Source organism: Pimelobacter simplex, from assembly GCF_900114845.1.
In the GTDB taxonomy this organism is placed as follows: domain Bacteria; phylum Actinomycetota; class Actinomycetes; order Propionibacteriales; family Nocardioidaceae; genus Nocardioides; species Nocardioides simplex.
On the sequence record NZ_FOUK01000002.1, the window covers coordinates 839,543 to 859,400 of the forward strand.

At 72.8% G+C, this 19,858-nt stretch carries 21 protein-coding genes; 12 read left to right on the plus strand and 9 right to left on the minus strand.

Going from position 1 to position 19,858, the window contains the following annotated elements; translation table 11 throughout:
• Positions 1-36: 36 nt before the first annotated feature.
• Entirely contained in the window at positions 37-396 is a 360-nt protein-coding gene (locus tag BM223_RS11580; RefSeq protein ID WP_038677748.1) for a TPM domain-containing protein, read from the minus strand.
• A 9-nt stretch (positions 397-405) separates the two neighbouring features.
• A complete protein-coding gene (locus tag BM223_RS11585; protein ID WP_038677746.1) occupies positions 406-774 on the minus strand; it encodes a hypothetical protein in 369 nt (122 codons plus the stop codon).
• Positions 775-859: 85 nt separating this feature from the next.
• On the opposite strand from BM223_RS11585, the gene BM223_RS11590 reads away from it, so the two are divergent.
• The 7 genes from BM223_RS11590 to BM223_RS11615 all read left to right on the plus strand — a co-directional run bounded on the left by BM223_RS11590 (position 860) and on the right by BM223_RS11615 (position 5,950).
• The gene (locus BM223_RS11590) at positions 860-1,861 is read left to right on the plus strand and encodes a mechanosensitive ion channel family protein (protein ID WP_075018564.1); all 1,002 of its coding nucleotides are present in this window, start codon (positions 860-862) and stop codon (positions 1,859-1,861) included.
• 7 nt (positions 1,862-1,868) lie between these two features.
• Positions 1,869-2,252 (plus strand): globin, encoded by a 384-nt coding sequence (locus BM223_RS11595; protein ID WP_038677745.1) that lies wholly within the window; start codon positions 1,869-1,871, stop codon positions 2,250-2,252.
• 383 nt (positions 2,253-2,635) lie between these two features.
• Positions 2,636-3,124: a hypothetical protein gene (locus BM223_RS28350; RefSeq protein WP_038677743.1), complete on the plus strand. Its 489-nt coding sequence runs from the start codon at positions 2,636-2,638 to the stop codon at positions 3,122-3,124.
• Entirely contained in the window at positions 3,121-3,699 is a 579-nt protein-coding gene (locus tag BM223_RS11600) for an RNA polymerase sigma factor (RefSeq protein WP_052138374.1), read from the plus strand. The genes BM223_RS28350 and BM223_RS11600 overlap by 4 nt, the downstream gene beginning before the upstream one ends.
• A 133-nt stretch (positions 3,700-3,832) precedes the next feature.
• Positions 3,833-4,522, plus strand: a complete 690-nt coding sequence (locus BM223_RS28935; RefSeq protein ID WP_158510186.1) for a hypothetical protein — start codon at positions 3,833-3,835, stop codon at positions 4,520-4,522.
• A gap of 93 nt (positions 4,523-4,615) precedes the next feature.
• Positions 4,616-5,155: an RNA polymerase sigma factor gene (locus tag BM223_RS11610; RefSeq protein WP_052138372.1), complete on the plus strand. Its 540-nt coding sequence runs from the start codon at positions 4,616-4,618 to the stop codon at positions 5,153-5,155.
• 21 nt (positions 5,156-5,176) lie between these two features.
• Positions 5,177-5,950 (plus strand): enoyl-CoA hydratase/isomerase family protein, encoded by a 774-nt coding sequence (locus tag BM223_RS11615; protein ID WP_038677741.1) that lies wholly within the window; start codon positions 5,177-5,179, stop codon positions 5,948-5,950.
• On the opposite strand, the gene BM223_RS11620 is transcribed toward BM223_RS11615, so the two are convergent.
• Entirely contained in the window at positions 5,937-6,833 is an 897-nt protein-coding gene (locus BM223_RS11620; protein WP_052138371.1) for an acyl-CoA thioesterase, read from the minus strand. The two genes, BM223_RS11615 and BM223_RS11620, sit on opposite strands and share 14 nt — an antisense overlap.
• A 149-nt stretch (positions 6,834-6,982) precedes the next feature.
• Between BM223_RS11620 and BM223_RS11625 the strand changes: the two genes are divergently transcribed.
• From BM223_RS11625 to BM223_RS11635, 3 genes are read left to right on the plus strand one after another with little or no spacing between them, the layout of a single operon-like run.
• Complete coding sequence (locus BM223_RS11625) at positions 6,983-8,197, plus strand: acetyl-CoA C-acetyltransferase (RefSeq protein WP_038677739.1); 1,215 nt, start codon at positions 6,983-6,985, stop codon at positions 8,195-8,197.
• Positions 8,198-8,246: 49 nt separating this feature from the next.
• Positions 8,247-8,828 (plus strand): GNAT family N-acetyltransferase, encoded by a 582-nt coding sequence (locus BM223_RS11630; RefSeq protein WP_038677737.1) that lies wholly within the window; start codon positions 8,247-8,249, stop codon positions 8,826-8,828.
• A 10-nt stretch (positions 8,829-8,838) separates the two neighbouring features.
• Positions 8,839-9,351 carry a MarR family winged helix-turn-helix transcriptional regulator gene (locus BM223_RS11635; RefSeq protein WP_038677735.1) on the plus strand — a complete coding sequence of 171 codons (513 nt, stop codon included), beginning with the start codon at positions 8,839-8,841 and terminating at the stop codon, positions 9,349-9,351.
• A 173-nt stretch (positions 9,352-9,524) separates the two neighbouring features.
• On the opposite strand, the gene BM223_RS11640 is transcribed toward BM223_RS11635, so the two are convergent.
• From BM223_RS11640 to BM223_RS11665, 6 genes are all read right to left on the minus strand, one after another.
• Positions 9,525-10,817: an HNH endonuclease signature motif containing protein gene (locus tag BM223_RS11640; protein ID WP_038677733.1), complete on the minus strand. Its 1,293-nt coding sequence runs from the start codon at positions 10,815-10,817 to the stop codon at positions 9,525-9,527.
• Positions 10,818-10,930: 113 nt separating this feature from the next.
• Positions 10,931-12,613, minus strand: a complete 1,683-nt coding sequence (ettA, locus tag BM223_RS11645; RefSeq protein ID WP_038677731.1) for an energy-dependent translational throttle protein EttA — start codon at positions 12,611-12,613, stop codon at positions 10,931-10,933.
• Between the two features lie 145 nt (positions 12,614-12,758).
• Complete coding sequence (locus BM223_RS11650; RefSeq protein WP_038677728.1) at positions 12,759-13,181, minus strand: single-stranded DNA-binding protein; 423 nt, start codon at positions 13,179-13,181, stop codon at positions 12,759-12,761.
• A 204-nt stretch (positions 13,182-13,385) separates the two neighbouring features.
• Complete coding sequence (locus BM223_RS28940; protein WP_038677726.1) at positions 13,386-14,987, minus strand: GTPase; 1,602 nt, start codon at positions 14,985-14,987, stop codon at positions 13,386-13,388.
• Positions 14,984-16,738, minus strand: a complete 1,755-nt coding sequence (locus BM223_RS11660; protein WP_235319205.1) for a dynamin family protein — start codon at positions 16,736-16,738, stop codon at positions 14,984-14,986. The genes BM223_RS28940 and BM223_RS11660 overlap by 4 nt, the downstream gene beginning before the upstream one ends.
• A complete protein-coding gene (locus BM223_RS11665) occupies positions 16,735-17,856 on the minus strand; it encodes a PrsW family intramembrane metalloprotease (RefSeq protein ID WP_038677724.1) in 1,122 nt (373 codons plus the stop codon). Before BM223_RS11665 ends, BM223_RS11660 begins: the two co-directional genes overlap by 4 nt.
• A 94-nt stretch (positions 17,857-17,950) precedes the next feature.
• Here BM223_RS11665 and BM223_RS11670 point away from each other — a divergent pair, with 94 nt between their 5' ends.
• Positions 17,951-19,369, plus strand: a complete 1,419-nt coding sequence (locus tag BM223_RS11670) for an aminopeptidase P family protein (RefSeq protein ID WP_038677722.1) — start codon at positions 17,951-17,953, stop codon at positions 19,367-19,369.
• Positions 19,366-19,857, plus strand: coding sequence for a universal stress protein (locus tag BM223_RS11675; RefSeq protein ID WP_200887093.1), 492 nt, complete (start codon positions 19,366-19,368; stop codon positions 19,855-19,857). Before BM223_RS11670 ends, BM223_RS11675 begins: the two co-directional genes overlap by 4 nt.
• The last annotated feature ends 1 nt before the right edge of the window (position 19,858 follow it).

Here is a 19,858-nt window from a genome sequence, read left to right on the forward strand (position 1 = left end):
TGCCGGGCCGTTGCCGTGCGTGGGTCGCTCGGGGCGTCAGTCCTTGGCCAGGTCGCCCAGCAGCTCGATGCCGCGGGTCAGGCCCCCGGACAGGTCGCCGGCCGCGAACCGCTCGGTCATCGCCGCGACGGCCTGGGCCGACTCGTCGTCGGTGAGCAGCTGACGGGTGTGCCCGCCGGTGACGATCTCGACCACGCGCCGGTCGGGGTCGACCATGATCAGGATGCTGCGGGCCGGCAGCACCAGCGTGTTGTGCAGGCTGGTCGCGAAGTCGCGCGGGTCGCCCGAGGCGGCTCCGACGAAGACCGAGATCTCGGCCCGGCAGCGCTGCTCGGCGGTGCGGATGGTGACATCGAGCGCAGCGCGCTCGGCGGCGCTGAGGGCCGTGGTGGGCATGGCGGCGGTCTACCAGGTGCCGCCGGCGCCGCCGGCCTTGGAGTCCTCGGAGTCCGGCTCGGCGAGCTCGCCGGCCGCCTTCCGGGGGCCGCCGAGCCACTGGCTCTCGGGCTCGAGCGCGTTGACGCCGAGGTTCTCGCCGCGGGCGAGCGCCGGGGCGACGTACAGCAGCGTGATGACGACGAAGACCAGCAGCGGGATGCCGCCCAGGACGAGGAACGCGTGGAGCACGTCGATGTCCGGCTTGGGCTCCCAGCTGCCGGGCTGCGGCACGGGGGTGTCGGCCGAGGCGGCACCCGCACCGCCGACGACGAGCAGGGCACTCACTCCGACGAGGGTGCAGGCGGCGAGGAGGCGACGTACGGCAGTGCTGGTCACAGGCGTGAGGATATCGGCTCCGCGCCCCGCGTGGAGGACTGGTGTCACCCCAGCACGCCGACCACGCATTTGGGACACTGACCGGATGCTCTTCTCCGCCCTGTCGATCGCCGCTCCGACCAGCCCCTGTGCCGAGGGCGAGGCCGTGTGCGACCTGACCTGGGACGTGACCGGGAACCGCCGCCTGGCCGAGTGGTCCGACGTCCTGATCGGCGTCCCGCTCGCCATCATCGGCCTGGTCCTGCTGGGCCTGGTGGCGCGCTGGCTGCTGCACCGCCTCGTCGACCGGGTCGCCCGGCGCGCCGAGCGCGGCGTCCTGCCCGAGCGGGTCGAGAACGCCGTCGCGGCCCGGCGCAAGCAGCGCGCGGCCACCATGGCCGGGCTGCTCAAGAGCATCATCACGTTCGTCATCGTCGCGATCGTCGGCACGATGGTGCTCAGCGAGCTCGGCGTCGACATCGCCCCGATCATCGCCAGCGCCGGCATCATCGGCATCGCGCTCGGCTTCGGCGCGCAGTCGCTGGTCAAGGACTTCCTGGCCGGCATCTTCATCTTCATCGAGGACCAGTACGGCGTCGGCGACGTCGTCGACGTCGGCGAGGCCAACGGGACCGTCGAGGTGGTCACCCTGCGGATGACCCGGCTGCGCGACATCAACGGCACCGTCTGGTACGTCCCCAACGGCGAGATCGTGCGGGTCGGCAACAAGAGCCAGAACTGGTCGCGCGCGGTCGTCGACGTGAGCGTCGGCTACGGCGAGGACCTGGCCCGCGTGCAGCGGGTGCTGCGCGAGGTCGCCACCGACCTGTGGCAGGACGACGAGTACAACCACGTGATCATCGAGGAGCCCGAGGTGACCGGCGTCGAGATGCTGGCGCCCGACTCGGTGACCATCCGGGTGATGGTCAAGACCGCGCCGCTCGAGCAGTGGGCCGTCGCCCGCGCGCTGCGCCAGCGGATCAAGGCCCGCTTCGACCACGAGGGCATCGAGATCCCGTTCGCCCAGCGCGTCGTGTGGCACCGCGAGGACCGGCGCCACAGCAGCGACCAGGGGCCCGCTCCGGCCGTCGCGACCGACGAGGGATGATGGAGCGGTGAGTGACGAGACGAGCTTCTACGACGAGATCGGCGGGTTCGAGACCTTCCGCCGGATCGTGGCGAGGTTCTACGAGGGCGTGGCGGCCGACGAGGTGCTCCGCCCGATGTACCCCGAGCAGGACCTCGGTCCGGCCGAGGAGCGCTTCCTGCACTTCCTGGTGCAGTACTGGGGCGGGCCGACGACGTACTCCGAGCACCGCGGGCACCCGCGGCTGCGGATGCGCCACGCCCCCTTCGCCGTCGACGCCGACGCCCGCGACCGCTGGCTGACCCACTTCCGGGCCGGACTCGACAGCGTCGCGCTGACGCCGGAGCAGGACGCCCGGTTCTGGGAGTACGTCACCCACGCCGCCACCTTCATGGTGAACACCCCCGGCTGAGCACCTTCCGGAAAAAGACTTCTGCGCCGATGTAACGCCCGGCGCCGCTCACGACAGGTAGTGGTTGAGGGGCCTCTCCCGGCCCCTCGTCCTGTGACCGGAGCGCTCCGGTCGCCGGGCCGAGCTGTTGAGAGCTGAAGATGACCCGACCGGACTGGATCGAGACCTTGCGCGCGGACGTGCGCCCGGCCGATCCGGAACCGGCACTGCTCGCGCAGTTGGTGGAGCTGAGCCGAGGCTCGGCCGTACCGGCTACGCGACCGAGTCGGTCGGCTGGTGCGCGATGGGCGATGGTGCTGGGGGGTGCGATCGCCGTCGGTGCGACCTCGTGGGCTGCGGGTGCCCTGCCCGGAACGGATTCTCCGTTCCGCCCCGAGGAGCACGTGACGCACCAGCCGGCCGACCCCTCTCCCGGACGCGTCGGAACCCCACAGCCCGACGATCCGGGGTCACCCGCCGAGGAAGCGCCCTCGGCCCCGGCCTCGGCGGGTGAGACGGAGCCGGCCGCGCCGGACCCGAGCCCCGGCGCCGGCACCGATCCCGCGCTGGTCCCGAGTGCGCCGTCCGGCACCGGATCCGGGCCGCCGCCGCTGATCGAGCTGCCCACGCCCCCGACGCTGCCCCCACCCCCTCTTCCCCCGGTCCCGACGGCCCCGCTGCCGCCGGGACTCGACCATGCTCCGGGTCCCCTCGACCAGCACCCGGGCAAGCCCGCCCCGCCCCTCCCGGTGCCGCTGCCGGTGCCCGGCGACGGCGACCAGGACCAGCCGGGTGACCTCGACCAGCAGGGCGACCTCACCGACAGCGACCGCGACCGCGACGTACGCCGCTCCCCCCAGCCGCAGGGAGCGCAGGTGGCCCGGACGCAGTGACCTCCGACGACGTCGTCGCCGCTGCCCAGCACGGCGACCCCGAGGCGTGGCGCGAGCTCTACCGAGCCCACGCCACGCGCCTGGTCGTCTGGTTGCGCGCCCGCGGCACCGGGGACGAGACGCCCGAGGACATCGCCGCGGCCTCCTGGCTCGTCGCCGCCGAGAAGATCGCCGGCTTCGAGGGCGACAGCGACGCCTTCGCGGCGTGGCTCTTCGGGATCGCCCGGCACCACCTGGCCAACGCCCGGCGCCGCGCCGCCCGGCGCGACCCCGCCCTCCTCGCGGCCACCGGGCCCGGCGTCGATCCCGGCCCGGAGCCCGCCGCCTGCGACGGCGACTGGGCCCGCCGGCTGCTCGCCACGCTGCCCGAGCGCGAGCGCGACGTGGTCACCTGCCGCGAGGTGCTCGACATGGACGTCCCCACCACCGCGGCCGCGCTCGGCCTGCGCCCGGTCGCCGTCCGCGTGGCGCACCACCGCGGCCTCAAGCGGCTGCGCGGCCGGTTCGACGCCGATCCCGCCGATCCCGCCGGCACCACGGCGCCGGCCGGTGCCGCCGCGCCGGAGCCGCTATGAGAGCGGTCGCGGGTTTTCTCTACCCTGGACGTAACAACCGCACCTCCCGGCTACATGAAGTCGGTGAGGACAGTCCCCGTCTCGGAGAGGGACTGCCCGGGCGCCCCACCCGAGCACGACCGACAGGCAGGCCATGAGCAGCGATCGCCGGATGGAACGGCTCCGCGTCGACGTACCGACGCTGGAGCCCGATCCCGCCTTCCTCGGCATGCTCGCCCACCTGAGCGCGTCCTCGGTCCCGGCACCCCCACGAACGGCTCGGTCATCCGGTCTCCGCCTCGTCGTCGCCATGGCCTCCGTGGCCGTGATCGCGGCGGCCACGTGGGCCGCGGGCATCCCCACCGGCAAGGAGATCCCACTCTCCCCTGCCGACGCCCCGACCCAGGTGGATCCCACCGGAACCCCGAGCCCCGGAGACGTCGGAACCCCACACTCCGACGTATCCACGCCCGGCAGCCCCCTGTCCCCGGGGCTGCCGGGCATCCCCCGCTCCTCGTCGTCGGGTTCGTCGTCGTCGCCGGACGACCGGACGAGCGACCCCGGCACCGACCGGCCCGGGAGCACGCCGACCGGGCCGGGCCAGCACGGCAAGGGCAACGGCAACGGCAACGGCAAGGGCAACGGGAACGGCAAGGCCAAGGGCCACGAGAAGGGCAAGGGTCCGGGCCAGGGCAACGGCAAGGGCAACGGCAAGGGCCAGGGCCGCGACCCCGAGCGCCCGCCCGGCAAGGCCGAGGGCAAGGCGAAGGGCAAGGCGAAGGGCAAGGGCCACGCCGAGCGCGACGAGCGCGACGAGCGCACGGAGCGCCCGATCGGCCGTTGAGTCGCCCGGAGGGCCCGGGGCAGGCGACAATGAGGCCGACGCTCCGGGGACGACCTCCGAGCGCGTGCAGGCCATAGGGGTGGGACACGTCTGGTGCGAGCCGACGACGAGCTGGTCGCCGCGGCGAAGCGCGGTGACGCCGCTGCGTGGCGCGAGCTCTATCGCGCGCACGCGGGCCGGCTGCTGCTCTGGCTCGAGTCCCGGGCCAAGCCCGGCGGCGAGGCGCCCGACGACCTGGCCGCGGCGGCCTGGCTGGTCGCGGCCGAGCGGGTCGCCGACTTCACCGGGTCCTCGTCCGACTTCGGCGGCTGGCTCTTCGGGATCGCGCGCAACCACGCGGCCAACGCCGCACGGCGCGGCGCGACCCGGGCCCGCGGCCTCGAGACGCTCGGCGCCGACGCGACCGTGACCCTGCCGGGCCCGGAGCCGCGGCTGCTCGCCGACGAGTGGGTCCGCGAGGCACTGGCCGCGCTGCCCCCGCGCGAGCGCGACGTGATCGCCTGCACCGAGGTGCTCGACCTCGACGTCGCCGCGACCGCTGCGGCGCTCGGCATGTCCGCGGTCGCCGTCCGGGTGGCCCGGCACCGCGGCCTCAAGCGGCTGCGCGGCGCGCTCGACCACCCCGAATCCTAGAACACGTTCTATTCTGGACCCATGACGCTGCAGGTCTCCGACGAGAACCGGGTCCGCACCCTGACCCTCGACCGCCCCGAGGCGCTCAACGCCTTCAACGAGGAGCTCTACGACGCCACCGCCGAGGCGCTCCTCGCCGCGGCGGCCGACCCCGGGGTCGCGGTCGTCCTGCTCACCGGCGCCGGGCGCGCGTTCAGCGCCGGCACCGACCTCCTCGAGATGCACCGGATGGCGACCGACCCGGACTTCGTCCGCGGCACCCACGGGTTCATCGGCCTGGTCGACGCGCTCGTCGACTTCCCCAAGCCGCTCGTCGTCGCCGTCAACGGGCTCGGGCTCGGGATCGGAGCGACGATCCTCGGCTTCGCCGACCTCGGGCTGATGTCCACCGAGGCCCGGCTCAAGTGCCCGTTCACCTCGCTCGGAGTCGCGCCGGAGGCGGCGTCGTCGTACCTGTTCCCGGCGCTGGTCGGCCGCCAGGACGCCGCCTGGGTGCTGCTGTCCGCCGAGTGGATCAGCGCCGACGAGGCCCGGGCGATGGGCCTGGTCCGGACGGTCTGCGCACCCGCGGACCTGCTCCCCACCGCCCGCGCTCAGGCCGAGCTGCTCGCGCGCCGTCCCATCGCCTCGCTGGTGGCGGTCAAGCGGACCATGACCGAGCCGCACCGCGCCGCCATCCGCGCGGCCCGGGACCGGGAGAACGCCGCCTTCGCCGAGCTGATGGGCGGCCCCGCGAACCTCGAGGCGCTCGCCGCCTTCGCCGAGGGCCGCGAGCCCGACTTCAGCGGCTGCTGACCAGCTCGCCGAGCGTGTCGAGGAGCGCCTCGCGGAAGCCCGGCGGCGGCGTCATCGACCGCTGCGTCTCGATGTCGAAGAACACGAGCACCACCTTCGAGCGCGCCAGCACCGCACCCTCCGGTGCGCCGCCGGTGCCGTCGGTGATCTCGGACTCGATCACCATCGACTTCGTGCCGACGTGGGAGATCACCGACCACGCGTCGTAGGGCTGGGGGCGCAGGACGATCGGCGCGAGGTACTCCACGTCGGCCTGGGCGATCACGCTCGCCACCCGCGGGAAGCCCTGCAGGCCCTGCTGGAGCCGGCGGATCGACGCGATCCGCGCCTCCTGGAAGTACTCGAAGTACTTCACGTTGTTGACGTGGCGGTAGATGTCGAGGTCCGAGAAGCGCACCTGCACCGGGTAGTGCGCGGCGTGCTCGCGCGGCACGTCCACCTTGACCGGGCGCGAGCGCTCGCCGAGCGCGGCGTACGGCAGCAGCGCATCGCGTTCCTGCTCGGCCAGCCGCCGCGGCAGGCCGGTCTCGAGCACGAACGGCGCGAGCACCGTGCGCGCCCGGACGTAGACGGTCCGGGTGCCGTCGGCGTCCTCCTGGAAGATCTCGTGGTCGAGCGTGAAGCTCGCCGTGCGGATCTCGCTCACCCACGACTCGATCGCCACCGACTGGAAGCGGAAGCGCAGCGGCGCCCGGAAGGTCACCTCGTGCCGGACGACGACGTACGCGTCGCCGTGGTGGGCCTCGACCCCCGCGGCCTGGCGGCAGGCGTGGAGCAGGGCGCTGCGCGCCTCCTGGAGGTAGTCGACGTACTTCACGTTGTTGACGTGGTTGAGCTGGTCGATGTCTCCCCAGCGCAGGGGGCAGTCGTAGCGGTGCCGCACGCCTGCATGCTTCCACGGGAGCGGCCCGGACCGGGGGTGGGATCCGCATGGAGGGACCGCCATGTGGGATCGGCCACCAGTGCAACCTGTTCCAGGCCGGCCGCACTACGCTGTGCAGGTTCTTCCTGTCACCGCACCGAGGAGTCTCCATGCCCGAGGCCGTCATCGTTTCAGCCGCCCGCACGCCCATCGGCCGTGCCAACAAGGGCTCGCTCAAGGACTTCCGGCCCGACGACCTGACCGCGTTCATCGCGAAGGCCGCGCTCGACAAGATCCCCGCTCTCGACCCCAACGACGTCGACGACTTCCTGCTCGGCTGCGGCCTGCCCGGCGGTGAGGCCGGCAACAACATGGCCCGCGTCGTCACCAGCCTGATGGGCTACGAGATCCCCGGCGCCACCATCACCCGGTACTGCTCCTCGTCGGTGCAGACCTCCCGGATGGCCTTCCACGCGATCAAGGCCGGCGAGGGCGACGTCTTCATCTCCGCCGGCGTCGAGACCGTCTCGCGCTTCCAGTTCGGCACCTCGGACCACATCCCGAACACCAAGAACCCCCTCTTCGCCGACGCCCAGCAGCGCACCGAGGAGTACGCCGCCGGCGGCAAGGACTGGCACGACCCCCGCGAGGACGGCCAGCTCCCCGACATCTACATCGCGATGGGCCAGACCGCCGAGAACGTCGCCCGGATGCGCGGCCTCAAGCGCGAGGACCTCGACCACTTCGCCGTCCGCTCGCAGAACCTCGCCGAGAAGTCCATCAACGACGGCTTCTGGGCCCGCGAGATCACCCCCGTCACCCTCGCCGACGGCACCGTCGTCTCCGCGGACGACGGCCCGCGCGCCGGCGTCACCTACGACGCCATCTCGCAGCTCCAGCCGGTCTTCCGGCCCGACGGCGTCGTCACCGCAGGCAACTGCTGCCCGCTCAACGACGGCGCGGCCGCGGTCGTCATCATGTCCGACACGAAGGCTGCCGAGCTGGGCCTCACTCCCCTCGCCCGGATCGTCTCCACCGGCGTCTCCGGCCTCTCCCCTGAGATCATGGGCCTGGGCCCGGTCGAGGCCACCCGCAACGCCCTCAAGCACGCCAACATGACCATCGACGACATCGACCTCGCCGAGATCAACGAGGCCTTCGCCGCCCAGGTCCTCCCCTCCGCCGAGGACCTCGGCATCCCGATCGAGAAGCTCAACGTCAACGGCGGCTCCATCGCCGTGGGCCACCCCTTCGGCATGACCGGCGCCCGCCTGCAGAACACCCTGCTCAACTCGCTGCAGTGGCACGACAAGTCCACCGGCCTGATCACCATGTGCGTCGGTGGCGGCCAGGGCATGGCGATGATCCTGGAGCGGCTGTCCTGAGCGGACGCCGTACCTGAGCCTGTCGGTGGCGGGCCGTACCTTGCCGTGCATGAGCACGGAGATCGAGGTACGGCCCGCCGTCGTTTTCGACGACGTCCGGGCGCTGGTCGGCCCCAAGCGCGACGACGCCAGCGTCTGCTGGTGCCTGAGCTACCGCATCCCCTCGAAGATCAACAACGCGATGCGCGGGCAGGAGCGTGGCCGGTTCGTGGCCGAGCTCCTCGAGCAGGGACCGCTCGGCGTGCTCGCCTACCGCGACGACGTCCCCGTCGGCTGGGCCGCCGTCGCCCCGCGCGCCGACACCACCTTCGCCCGCAACCGGAAGATCCCCCGCGTCGACGACCTGCCGGTCTGGTCGGTGTGGTGCATCCGGGTCCGGCCCGGTCACCGCGGCCAGGGCATCTCGCACGCCCTCATCCAGGGTGCCGTCGCCTTCGCCCGCGACAACGGCGCCCCCGCGCTCGAGGCCTACCCCCTCGACAACGGCGACGCCAAGGTCGACCAGACCATGGCCTACGCCGGGCTGCGCGCGAACTTCGAGGCGGCCGGCTTCCGCTGGGCCGCCGACACGACGTCCGTGCTCAGCGGCCATCCGCGCGTGCTCCTCCGGCACGACCTCGCCCAGCCCTAGACTGACGCGGATGACTGACGAGACCGCCGCCTCCCCGGCCGCCGCCGGCGATGAGCCGCGGTGGCTCGACGAGGACCAGCAGCGCACCTGGCGCTCCTTCCTGCTCGGCACCACGCTCCTCCTCGACCGGATCGACGAGGACCTGCGCCGCCAGCACGGCCTGTCCGCCGTCGAGTACGAGATCCTCGTCCGCCTCTCCGAGTCCGAGGGCCGCCTCCGGATGGCCCAGCTCGCCGCCGCCCTCGCCCACAGCCGCAGCCGCGTGACCCACACGGTCAAGCGGATGGAGCGGGCCGGACTCGTCCAGCGCGAGGAGTCCTCCGAGGACGGCCGCGGCGTCGACTGCCGCCTCACCGACGCCGGCGCCGCCATGCTCACCCTCGCCGCACCCGGCCACGTCGAGACCGTCCGGCAGTCGCTCATCGACCTGGTTGCGCCCGGTGACCTCGACGCACTCGGACGGGTGATGGACGCGGTGTGCGACCAGCTGATCTGCGCCTATCCGGAGCGTGAGATCCGCTAGTTGGGCAGGCCTGCGGGCCTGTGGGCTGGCGGTCGGTTGGCGGGCCGGAGCGCCGCGCCTTCTTGCCGAGGTGGTGGAGGATGCGCGCCGGCTTCGGCGCTTCTCGGGTCGGGGGCTTCTTTACTGATGGCGTGGTGGCGCGCCGCAGGGGTTGAAGTACCTGGTTGCGGTGATCAGTGGGTTGCGGGTGGCTGCCGGTACACCCCTGGCTCGGGGTCGTCAGCATCATCCGAGTGCTCGACCGGATGTGTTCCGCGGTGACTCACCTCGAAGTGGAAGCCCGCCGGGCTTCGCCACAGGTACGTGCCGAGCTTGGTGACCTGGTAGCGCCATCGGCTGTGGGTCTTCGCGCGATGGTGGCGCCGGCACAAGGGGACGAGGTTGCAGGGGCAGGTCGGCCCGCCTTGGCCGTGGGGTGTTGCGTGGTCGAGGTCGCAACGCGTGGCTGGCCGGGTGCAGTACGGGAAGCGGCAGGTGTGGTCGCGGAGCTCGACCTGCTGACGGTGACGGTCCGGGATCTCGTAGGCCGTCACCGGCACATGCCCGGCCACGTCGATCACCGGCCGGACCAGCACGGACACCCCGGGCTGGGCCAGCCACTCACGGATCTGCTCGGCGCTGATCGGGGTCTGGTCCCACCGGCCGACCGGGTTCTCGCCGGCCAGCGTCGCCTGCGTGATGTGGAGGTTCAGGACGGCCCGGCGAGCGGGGGCTGCGTCGGGGCCGAGGTCGAGGGTGAGGTCGTTGCGGGCCAGGTCGCCGAGGGCTTGGGAGCGGCGCACGTCCAGGCTCGCCTCATTGCCCAGCCGGCCCAGCAGCGTGGCCCGGCGGCTGATCGCGTCGTCCAGGTCACGGCCGTCGGCGGCGTCGAGGAGACCGTCGATCGACACCAGCCCGTTGCCGTCGGGTGCCCCGACCTCGACGTAGCGGTGGTCAGTCGCCGCCGTCCGCTCGGCCTCGTACCGCTCCGGGTCGAAGCGGATGACCGCCTCCGCAATGAGCCGCTCGAGCTGGGCCCAGCCGACTCCGGTGGCGTTGAAGAGCTGGCGGTCGACGAAGGCGGCGGCATCGGGGCAGAGGGGGCGGGTGGCTTCGGCGATCCGTTCGGCGCGCCAGGGGGCCAGACGGCCGGCGACCACTGAGGCATAGACCTGCGGCAGGCGCCACGCACATTCGAGCACCCGGCCGACGTAGACCCGGCCGCCATCGGGGGAACGGCCGAGCACCGCCACGAGCTCCATGAGTGCGAACTCCGAGACTAGCGGGGCGCCCTCGCCGGCGATCGGCAGGCCGGTGTCGACGAATCGGTCCCGGATGGTTGCCGCACCCACCGCCTCAGCCCCGGCCGAGCCGGCCACCACGTTGCCCGCGGCCCATTCCACGATGCCTGCCCACTCCCGCACCACCGACTCCTCGCGCCCGCGCACCTCCGCCCGGAGGTCGGCGAGAAGGGTGGTCGAAGTCATACCTGTATTAGATCAGGAGGGTCCGACACAACCCGAAAACGACCTCCGGGGCCGCAGGCTGGTCGACAGCGCTGCGGCCCCGGAGGTCTTTGTCTCGTCTCCGACTTGTCTGACTAGTCGCGGGTCAGGCGGCGGTGGGTGACCCGGTGGGGGCGGGCGGCCTCGACGCCGAGGCGCTCGATCTTGTTCTCCTCGTAGGAGGCGAAGTTGCCCTCGAACCAGAACCAGGCGCCCTCGTTGTCCTCGGTGCCCTCCCAGGCGAGGATGTGGGTGGCCACGCGGTCGAGGAACCACCGGTCGTGGGAGGTCACGACGGCGCAGCCCGGGAAGTCGAGGAGGGCGTCCTCGAGCGAGGAGAGCGTCTCGACGTCCAGGTCGTTGGTGGGCTCGTCGAGCAGGAGCATGTTGCCGCCCTGCTTGAGGGTGAGCGCGAGGTTGAGGCGGTTGCGCTCACCGCCGGAGAGGACGCCGGCCTTCTTCTGCTGGTCCGGGCCCTTGAAGCCGAAGGAGGCGACGTAGGCGCGGCTGTTCATCTCGAAGTTGGCGACCTTGATGAAGTCCAGGCCGTCGGAGACGACCTCCCAGACGTTCTTGTTGGGGTCGATGCCGCCGCGGCTCTGGTCGACGTAGGAGATCTTGACCGTCTGGCCGACGTTGAGCTTGCCGGAGTCGGGCTCCTCGTTGCCGGTGATCATCCGGAACAGGGTGGTCTTGCCGACACCGTTGGGGCCGACGACGCCGACGATGCCGGCGCGCGGGAGGGTGAAGGAGATGTCGTTCCAGAGGATCCGGCCCTCGAAGCCCTTGGTCAGGTGCTCGGCCTCGAGGACGACGTCACCCAGGCGCGGGCCCGGCGGGATGTTGATGTCGGCAGCGTCGATCTTGCGGGCCTTGTCGGCCTCGGCGGCCAGCTCCTCGTAGCGGGCGAGGCGGGACTTCGACTTGGTCTGGCGGGCCTTGGCGTTGGAGCGGACCCACTCCAGCTCCTTCTCGAGCATCTTGGCGCGCTTGGCGTCCTTGGCGCCCTCGACCTTGAGCCGCTCCTTCTTGGTCTCGAGGTACGTCGAGTAGTTGCCCTCGTAGCCGTGGATGGAGCCGCGGTCGACCTCGGCGATCCACTGGGCGACGTTGTCGAGGAAGTACCGGTCGTGGGTGACCGCCAGGACGGCGCCCGGGTAGGACTTGAGGTGACCCTCGAGCCACTGCACGGACTCGGCGTCGAGGTGGTTGGTGGGCTCGTCGAGGAGCAGCAGGTCGGGCTGCTGGAGGAGCAGCTTGCACAGCGCGACGCGACGGCGCTCACCACCCGAGAGCTTGTCGACGAGGGCGTCGGACGGCGGGCAGCGCAGGGCGTCCATCGCCTGCTCGAGGCGGCTGTCGAGGTCCCAGGCGTTGGCGTTGTCGAGCTCGGTCTGCAGCTCGCCGGTCTCGGCCATCAGGGCGTCCTGGTCGGCGTCGGGGTCGCCCATCTCCATGTAGGCGTCCTCGAGGCGCTTCATCTTGGCCTTGATGTCGGCGACGGCCTCCTCGACGTTCTCGAGGACCGTCTTGCCCTCGGTCAGCGGCGGCTCCTGCTGGAGCATGCCGACCGTCGCGTCGGGGTCGCGCACGATGTCGCCGTTGTTGGGGTGGTCGAGGCCCGCCATCAGCTTGAGCAGCGACGACTTGCCCATGCCGTTGGGTCCGACGACACCGATCTTGGCGCCGTGGAGGAACGACAGCGTCACGTTGTCGAGGACAACCTTGTCGCCGTGGGCCTTCCGCACGTTGCGCAGCGAGAGCACGTATTCCGCCATGGGCCCAAGGCTACGCAGCATCGGCCGGATCACGGTGGTCGGGGTCGCTCGGGATGACGGTCGTCGGGGGCCGGTGGCGCGGGCGGACGACTGGGCGGACGCGGCGGTGCCGGCGGGGCCGGCCGCGGGAGCGGCGGGGCGGCGGTCATGCGGCGGCGCTCCGGCCGGCGTCGGGACGCGCGGCCTCGACGGCGTCGGCTGGCGCGGCGGCCGCCTTGACGAAGGTCGCCACCCCGCGGGTGAGGTCGTGCCCGAGCGTGAGCGCGTCGATCTCGACGGCGACGGCCTCGAGCCCGTGCTTGTTGACGTAGGTGCGGTGGGTCAGCCGCCCGTGGACGACGACCGGGTCGCCCTGGTGGAGCGAGGCGGCGGCGTGGGCCGCGAGCCGGCGCCAGGCGCTGACGCCGTACCACTGGGTCTCACCGTCGACCCACTCTCCGGTGGTGCGGCTGAAGTGGCGCGGCGTGCAGCCCACCCGGAAGCTGAGCACCGGGACGCCGCCGACCTCGCGCGTGGTCGGGACGTTGCCGATCCAGCCCTGGACGGTGACCAGCGTGGCGTTGGTCATGAGGCTCTCCTCTCGTGGGGGCCCGGTCGGGGGTGACCGGGCGGGAGACGAGTCCACGCCACGAGGAGGAGGAAGCGGGTCCGGGAGGGCTCCGCCTGGGGAGAGAGCACCGCCGGTCCCCCGGCTGTGGAGAGCCGAGGGACCGGGAGGGGACGCCTGGGTCAGGCGTGACGATCAGAGGAGCCCGAAGGAGCCCGGAGGAGGTCAGCCGCGCGCGGCGTTGATCCCCCGCCGGAAGGCCGCGTACGACGCCAGCTCGGCGCCGAGCGGCTGGACGACGTCGGCGTCGAGGACCGCGTGCACGATCCCCCGCAGCCGCTCGTCGGCCGCCTCGGCGCGCTGCCGGGCGAGCCCGCGCACGAGCATTCCCCCGAGCACGGCGAGGACCAGCCCCAGCACCAGACCGCCGATGCCGAGCACGGCCGGCAGCGGGAGCCCCGCGACCTCGGTGAGGTCGCCGGTCGAGCCCTGGACCGCGGCCACGCCCCACCAGACGAAGCCGCCGACGGCAGCGAGCAGGAGCAGCCAGTGCAGGACCCGGACCAGGCCCACCCACGCGGGCAGCCGGCCACCGAGGTCGACGCCGCGCAGCTCGCGGTCGAGCCGCTCGCCGACCGTGTCGAGGCGACCGGTGGCGGCGGCGAGGACGTGCCGGGTCCAGCCGGGACCGACCCCGGCAGCGGCCTCGTCAGCGAGCCCACGGATGGTGGTGTCGACGGAGGCGCGGTCGAGCGGCGCGACCTTCGGCTCGGAGGACAACGTCATCTCGTCGTCACCGCGGCGGCCGAGCAGCGCGAGCGGCGGCCAGGTGGCGGCGCGGCGGGCGCGCTCGCCGATGGTCCGCTCGATGCCCTCGACGACGGCCGAGACGCCGGCGGCGTCGGCCACGCGGTCCTCGACGTCCTCGATCCGGCTGGGCGCGAGGTCGGCGGCGGGCGTCGTGCCCCCCGCCTGCTCGAGCCGGACGGCGGCCGCGGCGATGTCGGCCTCGACCCGGCGCGAGGTGCTCTGCTTGTCGTGGACGCGCCGCAGGATCTCCTGGCGCAGCTCGGTCATGCCGATGCCCTCGCGCGCCGAGATCGGCAGCACGGGCACGTCGGGCAGGCCGTCGGCGGCCAGCAGCCGGCGCACGTCGTCGATCATCGACTGCCGGCGCTCGGGCGGCACGGTGTCGATGTGGTTGAGCGCGACCAGGATGACGTCCTGGTGGGTGCTCATCGGCTTGAAGTAGCGGTCGTGCACGGCGGCGTCGGCGTACTTCTGCGGGTCGAGGATCCAGACCATGAGGTCGGCGGTGGCGACGAGCCGGTCGACCTCGAGGTGGTGGGAGACCTCGGTGGAGTCGTGGTCGGGCAGGTCGAGCAGGACGACGCCGTCGAAGTCCTCGTCGCTGCGCGGTGTGTCGAGCATCGAGTCGCGCATCGTCTGGTGCCGCGGCGGGATGCCGAGCCACTCGAGCAGCTCACCGGCGCCCTCGCTCCCCCAGACGACGGCCGTCGCCCACGAGGTGGTGGGCCGCCGGATGCCGACGGAGGAGAGCTCGAGCCCGGTCAGCGAGTTGTAGGTCGACGACTTGCCCGATCCCGTCGCTCCGGCGATCGCGACGACCGTGTGGCGCGCCGAGAGCCGCAGCCGGCCGGTCGACTTCTCCACCGCCGCCGCGACGTCGTCGAGCAGCGCGTCGTCGAGCCGGCCGCGGGCCGCCTGGGCTGCCGTGTCGAGACCGGCCACCTTGGCGCCGATCGCCGTCCCCCGCGTGGCGAGGTCGCTCGGGACCTTCGTCGCGTCGTCGAGACCTTGCGTCACAGGTGTCCACCCGTTCCCTTCTTAGCCGCGGCGAACCGCAGGTCGTCCACGCGGCGCGCAGCCTGGCGCAGCTGGTCTGGCGCATCGGGCTTGAGCTGCCACTGGGCGGCCGGCGCGAGGTAGCGCGCGCGCTCGGCGCCCATCAGCGTCGCGAGCCGGCGCGCGAGCGTGCCGCGCGCCTGGTCGACGACGCGGTCGGCTCCGGCCTGCCCGAGCGTGGTGGCGAGGAGGCCCTCGCCCAGCCGGACGGCCTCGGCCGCGTCGGCATGGGGCTGCGGTCCGGCGAGCGCGACGACGCCGAGCGTCACCGCGAGCCCGCGGACGCCGAGCGCGAGGAAGCGCGCGCTGTGGCGCGCGTCGCCGGCCTCGGTGCGGACGAGCTCCTGGAGCTCGTCGTGCCAGGCCCGGATCTCCTGCTCGGCCTGGGCGCGCAGCCCCCGGCCCGCCCGGGACAGGTCGTCGGTCGTCGAGCGCAGCAGCGCCTCGCCGTAGGACTTCTCGCGCCACGCGGCGGCCGCGGTGGACGCCGCTCGCTCGGCGTGGTCGGCCACGAGCGTCTCGAGCGCCATCTCGATGGCGAGCCCGACCCGCTCGGCCTGCTGGGGCTTGCCCTTGATCGCGTTGACCAGCCGCTCGCGGACGAAGCCGACCTTGGCCTCGAGCGTGCGGACGAGCTCGCCGCTGCCGACGAACTCCTGCCAGCGTGCGAGCAGGTCGCCGCGCAGCAGCGTGCCGTCGGAGCCGGCGGCGAGCAGCGCGGCCTGGGCCTCGTCGTAGACGCGGTCGGCGCGGGCGAGGAGGTCGGCGACGGCCTCGACCTGCTGATCGACGGCGTCGGCGATGGGGAACGCCTTGCGGGTAACGGTGCGCACCGCGCCCGCGACGGTCTGGTTGACGACGTCGCGCTTGGCCGCGGTGTCGGCGGCCAGCGCGTCGAGCCAGCTCTTGATCTCGGCGCCGTACGACGTGGGGAGCAGCCCGTCGTCGCTCACCGGCCCCTGCGGGACGGCGAACAGCGGGCTGTCCTTGAGCCCACGAGCCGCCATCATCCGGGCGAGGTGGACCGAGACCGTCGAGACGTCGTCGGGCGAGGTGCGGCTGAGCACGAGCGCGACGGCCGTGTTGCGGTCGACGGCCTGCTTGAGGTGGTCCCACGGGACCTGGTCGGAGTAGCGCGCCGCCGACGTGACGAACAGCCACAGGTCGGCCGCGGCGAGCAGCTGGCTGGCGAGCTCGCGGTTGCGCTCGTCGACCGAGTCGACGTCGGGCGCGTCGAGGATCGCCAGGCCGCGCGGGACCTCGAGGCTCGGGACCAGCTGGATGGCGTCCTGGTCGGTGGTCGCCTGGGCGACCCGGGCGAGCTCGGGCAGCAGCCGGTCGGCGCCGAACCAGCGGCCGTCGTCGGGGTGGTGCACCAGGACGGGCGAGCGCGTCGTGGGACGGAGCAGGCCGGGCGTGGTGACCTTGGTGCCGACGAGCGTGTTGACCAGGGTCGACTTGCCCGCACCGGTGGAGCCGCCGACGACGACGAGCAGCGGCGCCTCGATCTCGGTCAGCCGCGGGATGATGTAGTCCTCGAGCTGCTCGATGATGTGCTCGCGCCCGACCCGCAGCGCGTCGACGCTGGGGAGGTCGAGCGGCAGCGGCGCGTTGTTGAGGGAGCCGTGGAGGCGCACCACCTCGGTGAGCATCCGGCCGCCGACGTCGTCGAGCAGATCGGCCCCCGTCGTTGCCTGGTGTCCGGGAGTCATCGCTGAGGTACCACCTGTCCGGGAAATGCGATCCGCGGCCGAGCGGCCTGGATCCTGCCGAGGAAGTCCTGCCCGCGCACCTGCCAGTCGGCCGGCGCGGTGCCGCGCAGGAGACGGTGGTGCAGGTAGCCGAGCTCGATCGCGGCCTGCTGATAGTCGCGCATGGCGCGTTCGGCGTCGGGGCCGCCCATCCGGCGCGCGTACTGCCGGGCCTGGCGGCGCGCTCGGAGGTCGACGACCCAGCCGATGTCGGTCGCCGGCAGCAGTCCGCGCTGCGCGGCGTCCGTGAGGGAGACGCGGAGGACGTGCGCCTCGGTCTCGCGCGACCACCACGCCAGGGCGATCATCGCGATGAACGCCGGCGCCATGATCACGACGTAGACGACGGCGAAGCTGCCGAAGCCGAAGATCGTGGAGGCGTTCCAGACGCCGTGGGCGAGGACGGCGAGGGCGTAGCCGCCCAGGGGGGCGAGCCAGCGCACGGAGCGGCGGCGCGAGGCGACGGCGAGTCCGACCCCCACCCCCGTGAACGCGGTGAAGAGCGGGTGCGCGAACGGGCTGAAGACGCAGCGCACGACGAACGTGCCGGTGATCGCCTCGAAGCCGCCGGGACCCATGCCGTCGGTGCCGTTGTAGGCCGCGGCGAGGTAGAGGATGTTCTCGGTGAAGGCGAAGCCCACGCCGACCATGCCGGCGTAGACGATGCCGTCGAGGACGCCGTCGATCTCGGCACGGCGCCACCACAGCAGCAGGACGAGGAAGAGGCCCTTGCTCGCCTCTTCGATGACCGGCGCGGCGATCGCGAGCGAGGCGTCGTCGGTGAAGCCGACGATCAGGCCGCCGAGACCCTGGATGACGATGGCGGCCATGGTCGCGACGAAGGCACCCCAGGCGAGCCCGGAGGCGAGCAGCACCCGCGGCTCGGGCTCGTAGCGGTCGAGCCACAGGTACGCCGCCACGACCGGCCCCACGGGCACCGCGGCGAGCGCGGTCGCCAGCAGCACGATCGTCGGCGCGCCGGCGAGCGCGAGCACGAGCAGTGTCAGCAGCGCTCCGAGCGCCACCGCCACGGCCACGACGACCGTGAAGGCAACGCTGTTGCGACGGACTGCTGGCATGGGCGGAAGCCTATCCGGAGCGTGCCGTGCGCCTGAGATCGCCGTTGGCTCCGTGGGCGCTCGACGCGCGTACGCGCGTGCGTACAGTAGGGGGGTGAGCGCCGAGACCCCCCAGAACGGACCCAAGACCGAGCAGCACGACCCCGCCGTCCCGGAGGCCTACGCCGCCTTCATGCGGACCGGCTGGGACGAGCGCGAGGACGACGTCCAGCGCCATCCCGTCGCCGACCTGGCGGCCGCTCGTCGTACCCGGCTGGCCGAGGCGTTCCCGGGCGAGCGGCTGGTGCTGCCTGGTGGCGGCTACCAGGTGCGCGCCTACGACACCGACTACCGCTTCCGCGCCGACACCGCGCACGCGTACTTCTCGGGCAACCACACCTCCGACGCGACGCTCGTCGTCGAGACCGACGGGTCCTCGGTGCTCTACGCGCGCCCGCGCTCGGGTCGCGACACCGACGAGTTCTTCCGCGACCGCCAGTACGGCGCCCTGTGGGCCGGCAAGCGCCCGTCGGCCGGCGAGCTCGAGGCCGCGCTCGGCCTGACGGTCAAGCACGTCGACGAGCTCGAGGCCGACCTGGCCCGCGGCGCCAAGACCCGCGTCCTGCGCGGCGTCTCGGCCTCGGTCGACGGACTCGTCCCCGGCGACGAGGCGCGGGACGGCGAGCTCGAGCGGGTCGCGTCCGAGATGCGCCTGGTCAAGGACGCCTGGGAGATCGGCGAGCTGCAGGCCGCGGTCGACGCGACCACGCTGGGCTTCGAGGACTGCGTGCGCGAGTGGGACCGCGTCGTCGAGCACGGCGAGCGCTGGCTCGAGGGCACCTTCTTCCGCCGGGCCCGCACGATGGGCAACGACCTCGGGTACGACTCGATCGTCGCCAACGGCGCGCACGCCACGACGCTGCACTGGATCGAGAACTCGGGCGCGATCGTGCCCGGCGACCTGATCCTGTGCGACATGGGCGTCGAGGGCGCCAACCTCTACACCGCCGACGTCACGCGCACGCTGCCCGTCTCCGGCACCTTCTCCCCCCTGCAGCGCGATCTCTACACGCTGGTGCTGCGCTCGCAGGAGGCGGCGATCGCGGCGCTCCGTCCGGGCGCGAAGTTCCTCGCCGGCCACGACGCCGCGATGGAGGTGCTCGCCCACGGGCTCGACGACCTCGGCCTGCTGCCGGTCTCGGTCGAGGAGGCGCTCTCCCCCGACTCCAAGGTCTACGCCCGCTGGACGCTCCACGGCGTCAGCCACATGCTCGGCATGGACGTGCACGACTGCGGCAAGGCCGCACCCGAGGCCTACCGCGAGGCCGACCTCGTCGAGGGCATGGTGCTGACCGTCGAGCCCGGCCTCTACTTCCAGGCCGACGACCTCCTCGTCCCCGAGGAGCTGCGCGGCATCGGCATCCGGATCGAGGACGACGTGGTGGTCACCGCCGACGGCGTCCGCAACCTCTCCGCGGCGCTGCCGCGCACCCCCGACGCGATCGAGGAGTGGATGGCCACCCTGCGCGGTTGAGCGCTACGTTGAGCCACCAGCACAACGGCGTGAAGGAGCGAGCAGTGGCGGACAAGACGATCGTGGCCGGGGTCGACGGCAGTGAGACCGCGGCGATCGCGGCGGAGCGGGCGGCGGTGCTCGCGCAGGCGCTCGACGCCCGGCTGCACCTGATCTCGGCGTTCGGCAAGTTCGAGTCCGAGACCGTGCGCATCGGCAGCGACACCCTCATGCTGAGCAACGAGACCGAGGCCGAGAAGGTCGCGGCCAAGGCGGCGACGCTGCTGCGCTCGGCGTACCCGGACGTCACGATCACGACCGCCGCGGCCGAGGGCAAGCCGGGCGAGGCGCTCGTCAGCGTCGCCGAGGCCCTCGGCGCCGACCTCATCGTGGTCGGCAACAAGCGGGTCCAGGGCATCGCCGGACGGGTGCTCGGCAGCATCGCGCGCGACGTCGCGGCGCACGCCTCGTGCGACGTCTACGTGGCGCACACGCACGACCGCGGCTGAG

Bases quoted from the DNA above. Each gene is read 5' to 3' on its own strand.
- BM223_RS11665 (WP_038677724.1), bottom strand. From the start codon at position 17,856: ATGCCAGCAGTCCGTCGCAACAGCGTTGCCTTCACGGTCGTCGTGGCC.
- BM223_RS28935 (WP_158510186.1), top strand. From the start codon at position 3,833: ATGAGCAGCGATCGCCGGATGGAACGGCTCCGCGTCGACGTACCGACG.
- BM223_RS11640 (WP_038677733.1), bottom strand. From the start codon at position 10,817: ATGACTTCGACCACCCTTCTCGCCGACCTCCGGGCGGAGGTGCGCGGG.
- BM223_RS11630 (WP_038677737.1), top strand. From the start codon at position 8,247: ATGAGCACGGAGATCGAGGTACGGCCCGCCGTCGTTTTCGACGACGTC.
- BM223_RS11625 (WP_038677739.1), top strand. From the start codon at position 6,983: ATGCCCGAGGCCGTCATCGTTTCAGCCGCCCGCACGCCCATCGGCCGT.
- BM223_RS11615 (WP_038677741.1), top strand. From the start codon at position 5,177: ATGACGCTGCAGGTCTCCGACGAGAACCGGGTCCGCACCCTGACCCTC.
- ettA (WP_038677731.1), bottom strand. From the start codon at position 12,613: ATGGCGGAATACGTGCTCTCGCTGCGCAACGTGCGGAAGGCCCACGGC.
- BM223_RS11580 (WP_038677748.1), bottom strand. From the start codon at position 396: ATGCCCACCACGGCCCTCAGCGCCGCCGAGCGCGCTGCGCTCGATGTC.
- BM223_RS11660 (WP_235319205.1), bottom strand. From the start codon at position 16,738: ATGACTCCCGGACACCAGGCAACGACGGGGGCCGATCTGCTCGACGAC.
- BM223_RS11635 (WP_038677735.1), top strand. From the start codon at position 8,839: ATGACTGACGAGACCGCCGCCTCCCCGGCCGCCGCCGGCGATGAGCCG.
- BM223_RS11650 (WP_038677728.1), bottom strand. From the start codon at position 13,181: ATGACCAACGCCACGCTGGTCACCGTCCAGGGCTGGATCGGCAACGTC.
- BM223_RS11590 (WP_075018564.1), top strand. From the start codon at position 860: ATGCTCTTCTCCGCCCTGTCGATCGCCGCTCCGACCAGCCCCTGTGCC.